The 16,232-nt window shown below is 44.8% G+C and carries 11 protein-coding genes; 5 read left to right on the top strand and 6 right to left on the bottom strand.

Translation table 11 applies throughout. The features are described from left to right. Positions 1–25: 25 nt before the first annotated feature. Positions 26–391, bottom strand: a complete 366-nt coding sequence (locus FBF61_RS20280; protein ID WP_138480740.1) for a PadR family transcriptional regulator — start codon at positions 389–391, stop codon at positions 26–28. Between the two features lie 195 nt (positions 392–586). On the opposite strand from FBF61_RS20280, the gene FBF61_RS20275 reads away from it, so the two are divergent. The 4 genes from FBF61_RS20275 (at position 587) to murA (ending at position 7,242) form a co-directional block, all read left to right on the top strand. Next, positions 587–1,099 carry a dihydrofolate reductase gene (locus FBF61_RS20275; RefSeq protein WP_138480738.1) on the top strand — a complete coding sequence of 171 codons (513 nt, stop codon included), beginning with the start codon at positions 587–589 and terminating at the stop codon, positions 1,097–1,099. Between the two features lie 16 nt (positions 1,100–1,115). After that, positions 1,116–5,024: a putative type IX secretion system sortase PorU2 gene (gene porU2 / locus FBF61_RS20270; protein WP_229215142.1), complete on the top strand. Its 3,909-nt coding sequence runs from the start codon at positions 1,116–1,118 to the stop codon at positions 5,022–5,024. A 112-nt stretch (positions 5,025–5,136) separates the two neighbouring features. Further along, on the top strand, positions 5,137–5,877 hold the full coding sequence (locus tag FBF61_RS20265) for a DUF4290 domain-containing protein (protein ID WP_138480736.1): 741 nt from the start codon (positions 5,137–5,139) through the stop codon (positions 5,875–5,877). Positions 5,878–5,934: 57 nt separating this feature from the next. Continuing rightward, positions 5,935–7,242, top strand: coding sequence for a UDP-N-acetylglucosamine 1-carboxyvinyltransferase (murA, locus tag FBF61_RS20260; RefSeq protein WP_138480734.1), 1,308 nt, complete (start codon positions 5,935–5,937; stop codon positions 7,240–7,242). A gap of 76 nt (positions 7,243–7,318) precedes the next feature. On the opposite strand, the gene FBF61_RS20255 is transcribed toward murA, so the two are convergent. Further along, positions 7,319–8,176 (bottom strand): 3-keto-disaccharide hydrolase, encoded by an 858-nt coding sequence (locus tag FBF61_RS20255; RefSeq protein ID WP_138480732.1) that lies wholly within the window; start codon positions 8,174–8,176, stop codon positions 7,319–7,321. A gap of 78 nt (positions 8,177–8,254) precedes the next feature. Here FBF61_RS20255 and FBF61_RS20250 point away from each other — a divergent pair, with 78 nt between their 5' ends. Further along, positions 8,255–9,583, top strand: a complete 1,329-nt coding sequence (locus tag FBF61_RS20250) for a cryptochrome/photolyase family protein (protein WP_138480730.1) — start codon at positions 8,255–8,257, stop codon at positions 9,581–9,583. Positions 9,584–9,586: 3 nt separating this feature from the next. On the opposite strand, the gene FBF61_RS20245 is transcribed toward FBF61_RS20250, so the two are convergent. From FBF61_RS20245 to FBF61_RS20230, 4 genes are all read right to left on the bottom strand, one after another. Beyond that, positions 9,587–10,867: a M16 family metallopeptidase gene (locus FBF61_RS20245; protein WP_138480728.1), complete on the bottom strand. Its 1,281-nt coding sequence runs from the start codon at positions 10,865–10,867 to the stop codon at positions 9,587–9,589. Between the two features lie 77 nt (positions 10,868–10,944). Further along, positions 10,945–12,096, bottom strand: a complete 1,152-nt coding sequence (porV, locus tag FBF61_RS20240; protein WP_138480726.1) for a type IX secretion system outer membrane channel protein PorV — start codon at positions 12,094–12,096, stop codon at positions 10,945–10,947. Between the two features lie 98 nt (positions 12,097–12,194). Beyond that, positions 12,195–15,593: a type IX secretion system sortase PorU gene (porU, locus tag FBF61_RS20235; RefSeq protein WP_138480724.1), complete on the bottom strand. Its 3,399-nt coding sequence runs from the start codon at positions 15,591–15,593 to the stop codon at positions 12,195–12,197. Continuing rightward, a complete protein-coding gene (locus FBF61_RS20230; RefSeq protein WP_138480722.1) occupies positions 15,571–16,185 on the bottom strand; it encodes a SprT family zinc-dependent metalloprotease in 615 nt (204 codons plus the stop codon). The genes porU and FBF61_RS20230 overlap by 23 nt, the downstream gene beginning before the upstream one ends. Between the last annotated feature and the right edge of the window lie 47 nt (positions 16,186–16,232).

Genomic DNA, 16,232 nt, shown 5'->3' with positions numbered 1-16,232 from the left:
AAAAAATCGAATGTCTCTAAAATGATCAGTTAGGATTTGATGTTCCTGTTTTGCTCAGTTCCTCACTGCGATGTATAACCGTCTGCACAGATTCTGCCAGTTCAAACCAAGTGGTCTGCATCGCGTCCAGGAATATCTTCCCCTCATTCGTCAAAACATAATATTTTCGCGGCGGTCCCGATGAGGATTCCACCCATTTATAGTCAAGCCAGCCCGAATTCTTCAATCTGGTAAGAAGGGGGTACAACGTCCCCTCCACCACCATAATGTGAGCGGACGTTAGTTCATCCAACATATCCGAGGCGTACACTTCACCTCTGGATATGATGTGCAGGATACAGAATTCCAAAATTCCCTTCCGCATCTGCACTTGGGCATTTTCAATATTCATGTGTTCTCATGTGTTAATTAATGGAATAAGTTCATGGCTAATAGACAGGATTTTTACCTTCTAACAATACAAAGGTATACACAGGTACTTTGTGATGCAAGGTACCATGTTAAAAAAATTTAGTAGTTTGGATGAATGGCAATTTAAGGTAGTTAATTGGTTGCTTTTAATGTATAAGTCTTAAAATATTTTGTCATGCAAGTTCAGACAGAGCTTTACATCATCGCCGCAATGAGCGAAAACCGGGTGATCGGGGTCAACAACCGCCTGCCCTGGCACCTTCCGGACGAGTGGGCACATTTCAGAAAAATCACCGACGGGAAACCATTTTTGATGGGCAGGAAAAGTTTTGAAGCTGCCGATTCCCTGCATTCCGACTACCGCAACGTGATACTGACGTCGCATCTCCCCGATAAAAAAGAACTCCGTACCGAATACGCTAAAGATATTTCCGGGGCGCTTGCGTTACTTTCTGATGAAAAGGAAGTATTTGTGTTAGGCGGAGCGACTGTGTTTCTTCAGATACTTCCGCTCGTTCAGAGGCTTTATTTAACAATTGTTCACGCACAGGTTGAGGGAGATGCCTATTTTCCGGTTGTCAGTCAGGATGATTGGGAATTGGCGAGTTCAGAGTTTCATGGTATTGATGACAAGCATGCATATTCATTTTCTATGAACCTGTACATCAGGAAAAACCCTGGCCCGTGATTTCACACTAAATTGAATGACGCGGTTTTTTACACACACATTTTATTTATTTATTTTCCTGCTACTGCTGGTGCGCCCCGTGAAGGGACAAAGGGTTTATGGAAATGAGTGGGTTAATACTTCTCAGACTTACTTGCGGATACCTGTTGTGGAAACGGGGTTTTACCGGGTTACCAGCCTGGAACTTATCGCTGCCGGCTTTCCGGCCGACAGTGTTTCGTCCTCATCATTACAAATGTTCCGTCGGGGAAAAGAGCTGGCTATCGAAGTCAGTGAAGATTCATCGGGCAGGCTAGTATCCATTGGTTTCTTTGGAGAAAGAAACGACGGCGTGTTAGATTCTTCGCTTTACCTAACACCCGCCGCAATGCCGCATTCCAAATACAGCCTGTATTCCGACACCTCAGCTTATTTTCTTACCGCGAGAACAGATGGCGGAAAGGGCAACAGAATTATCAGATCCAAAACTGCGGATACCCGTAATGTGCTGCATTATCATTTCGAGGAATCTTTACAGCTTTTTACCTCACATTATCTCCCCGGCGCTTTTTATCCTGCCGGAAGCGGTTTTGAAAACGGTTCGGTGCTTACGGATTACGACACTGGTGAAGGCTGGACCGGGCCTCCGATCAATGACCCGCAACATTATATTCTCGAAACCAAAAACGTTGTTCGCGAAAAATTCACGGAAGCAGAACTGGAAATTCTTGTTGCAGGAACATCTGCGGGAGAGCACCCTTTTGAAATACATATTCATGCTTCGGGAATTTGGCGAAAGATTGCCACGGAAAACACCACGGACTACAATCCCCGGCTGGTAAAAACAAAATTGCTCCCCTCAGACCTCGACTCACAGGGAAAAATTACCATACGTGTACTATCAATCAAAGCCGAAAACAGCATCTCAATTTCCTACATCAGGCTGCGATATCCGCAAAGATCCATACTGGAAAAAGAGAGCAGGCAGAAAATTTTCCACTTTAATAATTCGAACGACTCTCCTGCCTGGCAATTGGAAGGTGCGAATGATGTAGGTCTTTATGATTGTAGCGATCCTTATCAACTTCGAAAAATCGAAGAAAACAGTTCCGGAATTCCGATATCCGCAAAGATTATCGGCATTAGAAAACCATTGAAAATACATCCGCCGCGCCTCCTCAGATTTCGTAACATCAATCCGGAAAACACCGATTATTTGATTATTACACATCCTCTGATGCGAAAACCGGTAGAAGGATATGATCCCGTTTCTCAATATGCAAATTACCGGGCTTCGGCAAGGGGAGGCGCATTCAAACCACTTATTATCCATAGCGAGGAGGCTTTCGATCAGTTCAATTATGGAGAAAGTGGGCCTGGCGGTATTAAAAACTTAATAGCCTGGATGTACCAAAGCCGGGCCTTGAAATTTGCACTGCTGATTGGAAGATCCATTGACCCGCAAACTGCCCGGAAACAGTTAAATTCGAAACAAACGGACATGGTCCCGAATGCCGGTTGGCCGGGCTCGGATATCGCATTGGTGATGGGTATTGATTCTGGTAACAATTTTACCCCGGCAGTTCCGGTTGGCAGGATCAATGCATTTACGGCCGAGAATGTGTCGGATTACCTGCAAAAAGTTATTGCGCTGGAATCAGAACAAGCCTCGGCTCCATGGCGAAAAAATGTACTGCACCTGAGCGGCGGCCGGTCAGCGGACGAACGTTCTCTCTTCAGGAACGATGTAAAGTCTTTTGAACAAAAAATCGCCGGTTCATCATTAAATGTTAATATCAAAACGATCTCGAAACAAACTGATGAACCCGTCGAGCAATTTCCCGTTCATGAGCCTGTTAACAATGGCGTTGCTTTGATGACCTTGTTTGGACATTCCAGTCCGGACGTTACTGACTTGGATATAGGTTACGCCAGCGATACCGACAGAAAATATACCAACCGGCCGCATTATCCGGCGATCATTGTCAATGGATGTGCAACCGGAAGCATTTTTTATACACCAAAAACACTCAGCAACGACTGGATTTTCGCCAAAGACAAAGGTGCAGTTCTTTTTCTTGCGCACACTTTCAACGGTTCCTCCACATCGCTGAGGCGCTACACTGGTTCCATTTATGAGGTTCTGGCCGATTCAGCTTTTTCAACCCAGCCTTTTGGTTTGATACAGCAGGAGGCAATCAGGAGAAATTCACGAAGAGACCCCTCGATCATTGACAAAATCACCGCCCAGCAAATGACCCTGCACGGAGACCCAGCCATTCGGATTTTCCCTGCCAAACTTCCCGACTACAGCATTGATTCCAGATCCATCCAGATTTCGGATATCCTAAAAGAACCGTTAAATTCTCATAGCGACAGCATTTTAATACAGCTTATTGTTACAAACAACGGCAGGTACAGGAAAGAGAACTATATGCTGTCAATCCAAAGAATCAACGATTCGACAGTCAATTTTAAGTATGATTACTTACAGGAAGCTCCGAGGTTGGCGGATACTTTATATATCAGAATACCGAACAACGTTTTTACTTCCGGCAAAGAGCGCTGGACATTTGCGATTGATCCTAAAAATGAACTTGCGGAAGAAACCAGGCTGAACAATTATGCTTCGAAAGAAATATTCGTCCAGGAGGGTGGCGCTATGCCTCTCCTTCCCGCTCACGATCATATTACCAACAAAAATCACTTGGAACTGATCGCCCAGGTGCCGTATGAAAATTCCGTCGTCACTTTTGAATGGGATACAATAAGCACTTTTACAAACCCTAAAAATGCTATCGCAATTGCAAAAGGAATTTTGGCAAAATATACAATCGAAATTCCGGCTGTCGAAGGACAAAAAACATTCTGGCGCGTTTATATGCCAAAAGACCGGCTTCGTCCTTCCCATTTTCGATCTGTAACTTATTTGTCTGAGCTATCTGAAACAAAGCGGCTTCCTGAATGTGTCGTTTCTTTCGCGGGTAAAAATGCGGAAACCTTACAAGAAGGAGATGATCATCATGCCAGGTTGGTTTTCAATAATGTCACGGAAATTGATTTTTCAGATTCCATTGAAATTTCTATCCGGGAATTGCATCAGGATACCCTTGGGAAGGTCACCAAAATTCCACCTTTACGAGCACACGAGATCCGCGAATTTGAGTGGAAAACAGAAACAATTGACGCAGTCGGCTCACATCATATCATTTTTGAATTCAACGATTCCCGATTGCCGGAAGAGAACTTTGCTAACAATGTCGCCCGGTTTCGGTATGAAGTCGTGCCCGATGCTACTCCTCCGGTATTGATCGTAAAAACAGATGGGCGGCAATTGGAAAACGACGATATTGTTTCACCCCTGCCGACTATTGCTATACAGCTTTTTGATGAAAACAAATTCCTGATTCGCAAGGATACTTTGGGAATAGAACTGTGGTTGAAAGAAAACTGTTTAAATTGCAGGGAACAAAGGATTTACTTCGGAAATAGCCCCTGGAAGCTGGTTGCCCCTAACAACTTTCTTGCAGAACTGAAGTTATCGAGGCCGCTGAAGAGTGGGGAATACCGGTTAAGGGTAAATGCGAGGGATGTGAAAGGTAATTTTGCACCTGAATATCAGATCAGTTTCAGGGTTAATGATACAAACGGAATACTGACGGCCCATGTTTCGCCCAATCCTTCCGACAGCTGGTTCAAGTTCAATATCGAATTTACAGGCTCAACAATTCCAGGAAATTTGTCGCTGAAAATTTTTGATGCTTCCGGAAAAACTGTTCACAACGCGGTTTTCGACCCGCATCCGGGTAAAAATGAATGGATCTGGCATCCCGAAAATCTGGCTTCCGGAATGTATTTTTACCGGCTCAAAATGATTGGATTGAAAGCTCCTTTAAAACCGGAAGTCCTGAAACCAATAACTGGACGGTTACTATGGCTGCGGTAAGTGTAACAAAATACAGATATTCTATTCCGTTTTAGCTTTTTGTTTAGGGCTGACCACCCTTTTCTTTCGATAAAAACTTCTTATTTTTGCCAATTATATAAATCTCATACCTTTGAAAGAATACGGTAGTAACGTACAAAAACTTGCTGACCACATCGTGAAGATGGAGGACAAGGCAAAACGTAACCTTTACGCACACATCCTGATTGAACTCATGCGCCAGATCCACCCGAACATGAGGGATAACCAGGATTACACGAATAAACTCTGGGACGACCTTTACATTATTTCCGGTTTTCAACTTGATGTAGACAGCCCATTCCCGCCACCTTCCAAAGAAGCATTGGGCAAAAAGCCGCTTAAAGTTGGGTACAATCAGCAAAACTTAATGTACCGCCATTATGGACGTAATATCGACCTGCTTCTCGAAAAGGCCATTCAGACCGAAAACAGTGAAGACAGACTGGCTTTTGTATCCTATATTTTCCGCCTGATGCGCTCCTTTTTTAACACATGGAACAAAGACAATCCCGAAGATCATGTGTTATTAGGGCAGCTCGAACAGCTGAGCAAAGGCAAATTATCGGAAGAAATCGATTACATCCGGCAGAATGGCCCTGTTGATGCTGCGCCCAAAGACCGCAATAACAACAGTAGTCAGGAACGCAATCGTGGAAACCACCAGGGCGGCGGCGGCTTCAAGGCGCAGGCTGGCCATAATCCCGAAAGGCAGGGCAACAATAACCAGGGCAATGCTAATCGCAACAGGCCTAATAACAAGTTTACCGGCCGGAACAACAACGGTAATAACAACAATAACAACCGCAACAACCGTAAAAAACCTGGAAACTAACATCCGGGTTTAATTTTATACGGATTCATTTTCCAGAAAAATTGCCCCAAACTTTATATGGCTTCATTTAAAATAACCGGAGACAGGCGTCTCAAGGGTGAGATTGTACCGCAAGGCGCCAAAAACGAGGCTTTGCAAATCATTTGCGCTGTACTTCTTACCAAAGAACCGGTAACAATCCATAATATTCCCAACATACGTGACGTAAACCAGCTGATCAATCTGCTGGGAGATCTTGGCGTGAGACGAACGCGGCTCAGCGATTCATCTATCCGGTTTGAGGCGAGTGAAATCAATCTCGATTATCTGGAGTCTGACTCTTTTCGTCAGAAAGCAGCTGCACTCCGTGGATCTGTCATGCTGCTTGGCCCTATGCTGGCCAGGTTCCGCAAAGGAAGGATACCCCGTCCAGGCGGCGATAAAATCGGTCGCAGAAGATTGGATACCCACTTTTTAGGTTTTGAAAAACTCGGCGCCGAATTCAGTTATGACGGAGAAGATGGCGGTTTCTACAAAGTCGATGCCAAGAACCTGAAAGGTGCATATATGCTTTTGGATGAAGCATCCGTGACCGGGACAGCGAATGTATTGATGGCGGCCGTAATGGCAGAAGGCACCACAACAATTTACAATGCCGCCTGCGAACCCTACCTTCAGCAACTATGCAAGATGCTGAATCGTATGGGAGCCAAAATTTCCGGGATCGCTTCTAATTTGCTGGTTATAGAAGGCGTGAGCGAATTACAGGGAACAGAACATACCATGCTTCCCGATATGATCGAGATCGGCAGCTTTATTGGCCTCGCGGCCATGACGCAGTCTGAAATAACTATTAAAGATTGCATGATTCAGGAACTGGGAATTATTCCTGATGTTTTTCAAAGGCTCGGGATCAAGATGGAGTTCCGTGGCGACGATATATTTATTCCTGCACAGGAAAAGTACCGGATCGAAAACTACCTTGATGGATCCACGTTATCCGTTGCTGATGCTCCGTGGCCAGGCTTTACGCCCGATTTGCTGAGTATTATTCTTGTAACAGCCACGCAGGCCCAGGGAACCGTTCTGGTTCACCAGAAAATGTTCGAAAGCCGTTTGTTCTTTGTTGATAAGCTGATTGAAATGGGAGCGCAAATTATCCTTTGCGACCCGCACCGTGCAACGGTTATCGGCCATAACCGCGAGACGCAACTTCGCGGAATCCGTATGACTTCACCTGACATCCGTGCAGGGGTGGCACTTCTGATTGCTGCATTGTCTGCAAAAGGAGTCAGTATTATCGATAATATCGAGCAGATTGACCGTGGATACCAAAACATTGACACCCGCCTCAATGCGATTGGTGCGGAGATAGTAAGGTTATAAAATTCATTTGTGATTAATAAAAGAAAGGGAGGCACTCGAAAAATGCCTCCCTTTCTTTTTTAGTGTTTTGTCAATCCTATTTCTTTTTCGAATAACTGCACAGGCTGTTATCCGACTTTACGTAATACGATTTGTAATTGGTAGCTTTTGGGTCCATGCATCCTTTGAGGTCCAGGATTTCCACTTTTCTGAATTCCACAGGATGGCTTTCGCTTTGCAAGGAGATAGACCCATGATCCAATAGCTTGCCGTCAATCATCAAAGCAGGATCGTTACCACTAACTGCCCCGCCACCTAGCTGCGGTTTATTGTACTCCAAAACCATTTCTCCATTCGCAAAGTGCTGGATCAGCGAATCGCCCAGTACCAGTACCTCAGCCCTTACCCATTGATCTCCATTGTACGTTTTTGAGGTTGAATTAACACAGTGCTGGGTAATGAGCTTCCCGTTCATTACCACGTTGGTGCCAGGTGTACATAAATTGCAGGTTGACCTTGTTTTATCATTCCCACCCAGTAATTGCACTTCTATGGATGCCGGAAAATCCTGATCTTTCCCCATCGTCGAAGCAGGTTGTCCGTGTACCATAATGCCGCTATTCCGCCATGCCCAGCCTTCCCCTTTTGGTGCCTGCTCTCCGACAAACCGATATTCCACTGCTACCTTGTAGTACGAGAAATCCCCTTTGTAAAAAATATGGCCATATTTTTGTTTAAAATCATCATACTGATCATAGCGCACCACCATCTTGCCATCTTCTATGCGGAAGGTATTTCCGTAATTCTCGTTCAATGCGTATCCTCTGATTTTGATATCCCATCCATCCAGGTTCTTACCGTTAAAAAGTTGCTTCCACTCTTCCTTTGACTGATTTTTTTGACCAAAAGCGATCAGGCAAAAGAGGCTAAATAGGATTGTTAGTTGTAATTTCATTGATTGATACAGGTTACCGGTATTGAAATTTAAAGTCTTCTCTTCACGAAGGTAAATATACTGCGAGATATATTTTTTATGAGTTTAACAACAAAGGATAAAATAACGATATTCTGGCATCGCCGTGATCTTCGCCTGCACGACAATACCGGACTTTATTATGCATTAAAATCCGGCAACCCGGTTGTTCCACTGTTCATCTTTGATCGTAATATCCTGGATGACCTTGATAACAAAAAAGACAGTCGTGTCAGCTTTATCCACGAGGCTGTCACGGGAATGCGTGAGGAGTTAAAAAAGGCTGGCGCTGACATTCTTGTTGAGTACGGATTTCCCACTGAAATCTGGAAATCACTTTCCGAAAAATATCAGATCGCGGAAGTGATCACCAATACAGACTATGAACCTTACGCTACCGAACGCGACCAGGAAATTTATCGCATTCTTAAAAAAGAGGGAATTCCTTTCAAGGCTTACAAAGATCATGTGATTTTTGAGAAGAAGGAAGTCCTCAGTCTACAAAACACACCCTATACCGTCTTTACGCCTTATAGCAGGGCATGGAGGGAGAAATGCAATGATTTTTATCTTTCTTCCTATCCTACCAGGAAGTATTTTAAAAACCTTCACAAATGGAAGGGACCAAGTATTCCATCCCTGAAAGAAATGGGTTTTGAAAAAACAGACCAGACGTTTCCATCCAGTAAAGTTGAAACAGAGTTACTTGAAAATTACGGAGAGCAACGAAATTTTCCTGGAATAAAAGGTACCTCGCACCTTGGGATCCATTTACGGTTTGGTACGGTGAGCATTCGCGAAATGGCAAGAAAAGGAAATGAGAACAGCAGTACCTGGCTCAACGAGCTGATTTGGCGAGACTTTTACCATCAGATTCTCTGGCATTTTCCGCATGTCGGAAAAGGGAAAGCCTTCCGCGCTGCTTATGACACGATCAAATGGAGAAATAATCAGGGTGAATTCAAAAAATGGTGCGAAGGTAAAACCGGCTATCCGCTTGTGGATGCAGGAATGCGGGAACTAAACGAAACAGGGTTTATGCATAACCGCGTTCGAATGGTAACTGCAAGTTTTCTTGCGAAACATCTGCTTATCGACTGGCGCTGGGGTGAAGCTTACTTTGCAGAAAAACTCCTGGACTATGATTTGGCGGCAAACAACGGTGGCTGGCAGTGGGCGGCCGGTTCCGGAACTGATGCTGCGCCCTACTTCCGGATTTTCAACCCTACCGCCCAAGCCGAGAAGTTTGATCCGCAAGGCGTGTACATCAAAAAATGGGTTCCGGAAATCGGTACTGACCAATATCCTGAACCCATTGTAGATCATAAAATAGCCCGGGAGCGCTGCCTCCTGGTATACAAGGAAGCGCTAAACCAGGACGAAAAATAAAATTTATTTTCCCCCGGCTATGATGGTAATCATGTCCTCAGTGCGTAAATACCGGTTCGCCATCTCCAGTACATCCTCACTGGTTGTAGCGTGGATCTGGTTAATGTAGCGGTTGAAAAAATCAGGAGCCAGACCATCGAGCAGCAAAATTTTCTGCCTGTCGGCTACTTCGAAAGCCGTATTCAGAGAACCGGCAAATTCTCCCGCCATAAAGTTTTTAACGGTCTGCAATTCATCGCTGCCTACCAGCTCTGTTTGCAAACGGTTGATCTCTTTTTTTATCTCGTCAATCGTCTGCTGCGTAAATTCTTTCTTCACGTCAGTGCCAATCATGAAATATCCCTCCTGCTTTAATGTTACCAAATGAGAAGAAATGCCATAGGTAAGCCCCTTTTCTTCTCGGATATTCTTCATAAGCCTCGACCCGAAATACCCGCCTAATATTTCATTGGTAACCAAGAATTTGAAATAATCAGGATGATGACGGTTGAAAAGAATCCTGCCCATACGAATGGACGACTGAACACTTTCCGGCCTTTCGACCACTACTTCCTTTTCTTTGTAATCTTCGGAAGGCGTATACGAAATTGCAGGGCAATGCTCTCCGCCCCGTTCCTGCCCAAGAAACTGGTTTACATAACTGATATGCTCGTCCTCTACCTTTCCGGCCAGCACAACGGTGTATTTGCCATTTTTAATAAACTGATCGTAGTGGGATACAATCGCGTCCAGGGGTAATTTGGCTATGTTGGCCTCCTCCTGGCTTTGCCCGTAAGGATGTCCACTACCGAATAGCTCTGCCCTGAATTTGGTAGTGGCCAGGTACGCAGTTTTCTCCTTATTGACCTTCAAATTCTGAATGGTTATATTCCTTAAATCCTGAAGCTCTTTTTCCGGAAAAACCGCCTTTTGAATAAGCCCGTTTACCATCGGTAAAACGTCCGGCAAAAAACGGGACAGACAGTACACTACTATTCCTATACGATCAGACGTATGCGTCATCTCCGTGAAAGCTCCGAGCCTGTCAAATGCTTCGCTTATCTCCTGGGATGTGAGATCGCTTGTTCCTTCGGAAAGCATTTTAATTGCAAAGAACGAAGCGCCAATTTCCTTTTCCAACCAGCTGCCTGCCTCAAAAATACATTCCAGCCTGATCACCGGCTGGTCACCAATATTGATGACATGGAGATCGGTTCCATTATCGAGTGTAAAAGTTTTGGGCTCGGGTAGATTTACGGCGTTGACAACCTTGAAATCAGGTGCTGTGGAACGGTCGATTAACATGTGCAGATTGAATAAAAAAAACGAATGACGTTGCAATAACGCCATTCGTTCTGTAAAAATTAAATTTCTTGTCTCAGTTAGTTCTCTGCATCGCCTACATCGAGTTTTTCAGCTTTGTTCAAACCCACAGAAAGTGTAATTCTCAACGTCTGCGCCAGCGGACTGCCTTGAGTTACAGGGAACAAATAGGCAAAGTCGACTGCATATTTATCCATAAAACGGGCACCCGCACCGGCAGTAAAGAATTTACGATTTCCCTTGTTTTTATTTTCACCGTAATATCCTGCGCGGAGTGCGAAAATATCGTTGTACCAATATTCCGCTCCTACTGCTAATGCTATTTCCTGCATTTCTTCTTTGAATCCGTCAGGAGCGTCCGAGAACGACCCGAAAACACCTTTCAGCAACGGATACTGGTTAAACTGTTTGGTAGAGTCGGGAGTTGGGACCATTAGTTTACTGGCATCTACAATGAAATTGAACCGGTTACGACCATCCGCAGTGAACGAAAGTCCACCACCCACTTTCAAGGTTGTCGGTATAAAATTCTCTGTGTCAGTTCCCGAACCGTAATTGATCTTACCACCAAGATTTGAAAGAACCGCCCCGAGAGACCAGGTCAGCTCGCTTCCTGTATCCTCGTTTTTTAAATCTTTTTTGTAAAAAGCACTGATATCCCCGGCGGCAACCCTGGCAGGATTCAATGAAACACCACTAATAACAGCTGTTCCGGCCAGGTTCGACGAAATGTATTTCAAAGTCAGGCCCATAGAGAAGTTCTTGCCGAGCTGGCGGGAATAGGTTCCGTTAATTGCCAGTTCCCTTGACGTGAAGTAACCATTTTGTGCACCTGTAGAAGTACGCAGGTCTAATTCACCATTATTGAAATAGTTGACCGATAAACCTACTGCCTGCCTGTCACCAAGTTTCTTATACGCAGTAAGATAACCCAGCCACATATCGTCAACAAGATTTCTCAGCCATGGCGTGTACGATGCCGAAGCTCCAAAGTCTTTTGTGTTATAGGGCAATTTAGCAGCATTCCAGTAGGTGGAGTTAGCATCGGGGCTAAGTGCAACTCCCGCTTCTCCCATGGCGGCACTCCGCGCGTCAGGAGCAAATGTTAAAAATGATAGTGGTGAGGACGGTATTCTCTGCGCAGATTGGGCAAATAGGGTGCCTGATGTCAAAAATACTGCAGAGAATAATGTAACAAAAAAAAGTCTCATAGAAATTGGATTTGCGATACTGCTTTAAATCAGCCTTTTTAAAGGGTCAAAAATACAAGAAAGATAGTTATTACTAAATAAATGATTGTTTTATTATACTACGGAGAACGTGCAAGCTGACCGGAACGCCGGTCAGTGGAATTGTCTTTTAGCGACCGTATCTGGATCTGATAAACAAACAAGCTTCCCTTCGAAAACCAGTGCCCCGGTCGTAAAGCCGTCATCGACTCCTGAATGGTTGGTTCACTGTTATAATATTGTTTTTTGAAAGTACCCAAGAGCTGCCCATTATTAAGCAATATATTAAAAACTATTTCTACATCTTCATTTACTCTGTTGTGGCTGAGTTCAAATGAAAGATCTTTATCAAATGGGTTAGGATAAATTTTAAGGGCGTTGAGTTTGATCCCGATTTCTGCACCTACTAGAAACCCGAACGCTATTTCAGAAAAGTTAGTATATGTATCCCATACTTTTACCCGAACTACATATTTCCCGGCGGGTAAATTATGAAAAGGAAACGTAATGGTTCCTGACCTGTAGTCGTCCATATCGGCGGTATAGTAATCATTCAATAAGACAGTCATCGTGTCATTGACCGTCATCGTGATGTCATGCCCGATTCCAGCCCTGGATATGCTTATTCCGTTTTCATCGCCGACTTTTACGAACAATACCGACGAGCCCGAAACAACATCACCATCCTGAAATGAAATTTCATTCAGATAGGCCGAAAGCCTTGGCGGTGTATTGTCCTCCCCCTGCGCCGCGCTTCCTCCCACAATAACATCCAATTGAGATGCTGCATCAATAAGACTGTCAGAACTTACAGCAAATACATTCGCCCTGCCAACTTCTATCCTATAATCGATATCCTTCGGGACAACAAATTCGCTTTTAAACTTCCCATCAACTACCGTTGCGCTACCATCAAACAATTTGCTCCTGTATTCCAGATAACTTTCCCGCGCGTCTTCACTTCCCAGTGTCTGGAAAGCCAGCTGCTTGTCGTAAACAGCAAGTTTAACAACACCAGCAAAGATACTGTCTCGTTTACCACTTATCTTGTCATAAACTTCACCTTCCAGCCTGACTTTTTGCAGTGCCCGGAGCGTATCCAGGGTCTGGGTCCATCTAATTCCCTTCTGCGGCCTGGCGAGCTTCATGGAAGGATCAGCCAAAAGCGTAAAATTCCGGTTGAAACTACCAACAAGTGATTTGTTTTTAGTTGCACGAAAAATATCCCCCATCCTACTTTCCGGACCCGCTTTTATCAAAGATTCATAAAAAGCTTTGCTAAGCGTAAAATTGGTACTGGAATAAACGGGACGGGTTGTACTGATAGCCCCTATTGCAGCGCCGCGCCGGCTTAAAACCATGAGCTCCGCTCCGGAAACCAAGGTGGGATCATCATACCTGCCAAAATCGCAAGTTGCCGTAAAGAGAAGCGGGAGGTTGTCCATTCCCCGCACCGACTGCATATCCTCCAATGTAAGTACCTGTTCTTCCGCCCAACCACTGACCCCACCATGCCCGGTATAATTAAGTATCAGCGTACCGCCATCAATGCTGTTCCGTATAGCCGCATTCACAGCAGGAACCTTTTGTCCGTTTGCAGTGGTCGTTTGAGGAAAAGCGTCAAGGAATATCCTGGAAGGCAAAAAATCCTTCTGGATCAACTGAGAAAGTTGATCGGCGTGCTGCTGATGCACATTATCATCTCCATCGTCGGCTACAAAATGAACTGTATTTCGCCAGTTACCAAAAGTCCGGGTTGAGGATGCATACCAGATCAGTTTGTCAACTACGACGCTCGCTTCGGACAGTGATTTTACCGGAAGTCTACCGACGCCAATATCCAGTGTGTGGTCGCCGGCGGTCGACTCCGTCCACACACCTTCTCCGGCTTCCATAAATCCGAAGTAATCATCAGAAGAATAAGTGTACACAGGGTTCAATGATTCACGGCTTTCATATACCGGAACCCAATTCAAATGCTGCGAAACAGACTGATTCTGAGACAAGTTTTTATAATCGAAGGCGGCATCTCCGAACAGCAGCAGGTACTTCAGCTTTCCGGGTGTTTTTGAAAAAAGATTACGGACAAAATCACGTATTGCGGAGACATCCGGTCTTCCGGAAGCATATTCATTGTAAATTTTTTGTGTTGTGACCACCAGCGTTTCCAGCCCGTCGTTGCTCTCCCGAAATGCTGCGAGTCGCGTCGCCTCACTTTCCCAGGCGTCTGGCGTTATAATGAGCAAATCAGGTGTCTCACTTTTGGCAATATCCTGGTTACCCACAAGCTGCCAGGAGAGTGGTGCGTAACTCTGCGAAAGCATGAATCCGACATACTGTTGCATTCTTTTGCCGGACGTGGTCGTTAAATTTACAGCAGAAACGCTGGCACCATTTTCAAAAACAGAAACAGGTTTAAATCGGTCCGTCACATTCCAGAGATGCCAGCCGGCAGAAATTTCCTGAAACCGGAAAGACAGCGTATCCGAAACATCGGGCAACAACCGGTATATCTGCTGATTATCATAAGCTTTTAATTGCCGCCTGACCTGCAAAGCGACGTAATTCAGATAAGCCTGCGCGGAGCTCTGCCCATTTTTATTATAGGAAATCCCGATGGATAACAGCGGGCCGGGAACAGCATCAGCTGTAAGATTATAGACAGCATCGGCACGTAATCCTTTGATGTCATACGTATTTGTCGAAACGGTTCCAATAGAAGATTCCCCTGCTGGTTTCCCATTGAGTTGCCAGGCGAACCTGGTAGGTACCTGGGCCGCTCCTATGGCTGAGGTTTTCAGTTTGATGCCGGAAGATGGTACTACTCCCGGAATATTTGCTTCTATATTTAATGCTGTCGATCCACCCAGAAATTCTCCCCACCATTCCCTGCCGGATTTCAACATATTGGATGTTTCCTGTTCGTGAAACCAGTAATCACTGAACTCACTTATCACTTTACCATTGACCCCGTTCAGAATTTCCCGGTTTTTGATCCTGAGTCCTTCCTTTTGCCCAAAATTCAGAAAATAGTAGCTGGTATCAGTGTAGGAATTCATCTGATGGGTCAATTCCAACTTTAGCGAATCATAAGTGACGCTATGCGGGCCTTCTGCGTAAAAGTAGACCGCATCATTATTATCAAATTTTCCATCTTCCTCTCCCTGTACCCAAATTGCGTTTTCAATTAAAGCATTGGTATAGCCGGCATTATTGGCCTGAGGAAGCATGCCGCCTCCATTGCCAAAAATCCTGATCTGATCCGGCGCAAGGCCATTGAGGTCAACACCCATTTCACGAAAAAGGCTGGCATCAATCCGGTACACCCCTGTCTGGTTAACAGCCAATTTATACCAAATTCCTGTTGATAACACAGAAGACTGCTGACCCAAAGAAGCAAAACTAAGGAGAAGTCCCCCGCAGCAGACTACCGAGAGAATAAGGAAATTTCGAAGTTCAACATGCTTCAACCAATGCATGGGCTGGGATGGTATAAAGACGTTGCGAGGCTTTGTCGGTACACAGAACACGCGTCCGTCTTAACGTACCGCGGACAAACTGTCTGTTCTGAAAAACAAAATTGGATCCTTCATTCAATTGCATAAGCGCAATTCTGCCGGAATTCAAAGCCTGGTCGTCGTACTTTCTGATCGCATTAAAAAGAATCTGATCTCCTCCTGTGGAAGCAGTGGGGTTTCTAGCATAACGTATTAATGCGCTCAGAATGTCTTCCGGGAAAATACTTTCGTTCAGAACAGGTTGTAACAATTCTCCAAACTCGCGTTTCCACTCCACTCCATGAGGCGCCACACGTTTCCTGCCACGACCTTTGTATTTATAATGTACCACGCAATGCGCTACTTCATGAATATAGGTAATCAGAAAGTTGTAGGGATTTAAATTAACGTTGACGGTAATTCTGGGTATGATGCCTGGTTTTACTGTGAAATCCCCGAGGCGGGTGCGGCGGGGCCGGGAAAGAAAGAAAGCGAATGTATTAGCCTGATACAATTGTTCGCAATAGGCAACGGCTGCCGGAGGAACATGCTGCTCAAAGGATATTTTTTTCATTCATTAAATAAAAAAGAAAAAGCCCTATTTTCATAGGGCTTTTTCAA

Origin of the sequence: Dyadobacter bucti (genome assembly GCF_005869225.1) — a bacterium.
In the GTDB taxonomy this organism is placed as follows: Bacteria; Bacteroidota; Bacteroidia; order Cytophagales; family Spirosomataceae; genus Dyadobacter; species Dyadobacter bucti.
Note: the sequence above shows the minus strand (reverse complement) of the source record. Positions and strands in the feature narration are given on the sequence as shown.

Excerpts from the sequence above, each read along its gene's own strand:
- FBF61_RS20280 (WP_138480740.1), bottom strand. The coding sequence starts at position 391 with ATGAATATTGAAAATGCCCAAGTGCAGATGCGGAAGGGAATTTTGGAA.
- FBF61_RS20275 (WP_138480738.1), top strand. The coding sequence starts at position 587 with ATGCAAGTTCAGACAGAGCTTTACATCATCGCCGCAATGAGCGAAAAC.
- porU2 (WP_229215142.1), top strand. The coding sequence starts at position 1,116 with ATGACGCGGTTTTTTACACACACATTTTATTTATTTATTTTCCTGCTA.
- murA (WP_138480734.1), top strand. The coding sequence starts at position 5,935 with ATGGCTTCATTTAAAATAACCGGAGACAGGCGTCTCAAGGGTGAGATT.
- FBF61_RS20255 (WP_138480732.1), bottom strand. The coding sequence starts at position 8,176 with ATGAAATTACAACTAACAATCCTATTTAGCCTCTTTTGCCTGATCGCT.
- FBF61_RS20250 (WP_138480730.1), top strand. The coding sequence starts at position 8,255 with ATGAGTTTAACAACAAAGGATAAAATAACGATATTCTGGCATCGCCGT.
- FBF61_RS20245 (WP_138480728.1), bottom strand. The coding sequence starts at position 10,867 with ATGTTAATCGACCGTTCCACAGCACCTGATTTCAAGGTTGTCAACGCC.
- porV (WP_138480726.1), bottom strand. The coding sequence starts at position 12,096 with ATGAGACTTTTTTTTGTTACATTATTCTCTGCAGTATTTTTGACATCA.
- porU (WP_138480724.1), bottom strand. The coding sequence starts at position 15,593 with ATGCATTGGTTGAAGCATGTTGAACTTCGAAATTTCCTTATTCTCTCG.
- FBF61_RS20230 (WP_138480722.1), bottom strand. The coding sequence starts at position 16,185 with ATGAAAAAAATATCCTTTGAGCAGCATGTTCCTCCGGCAGCCGTTGCC.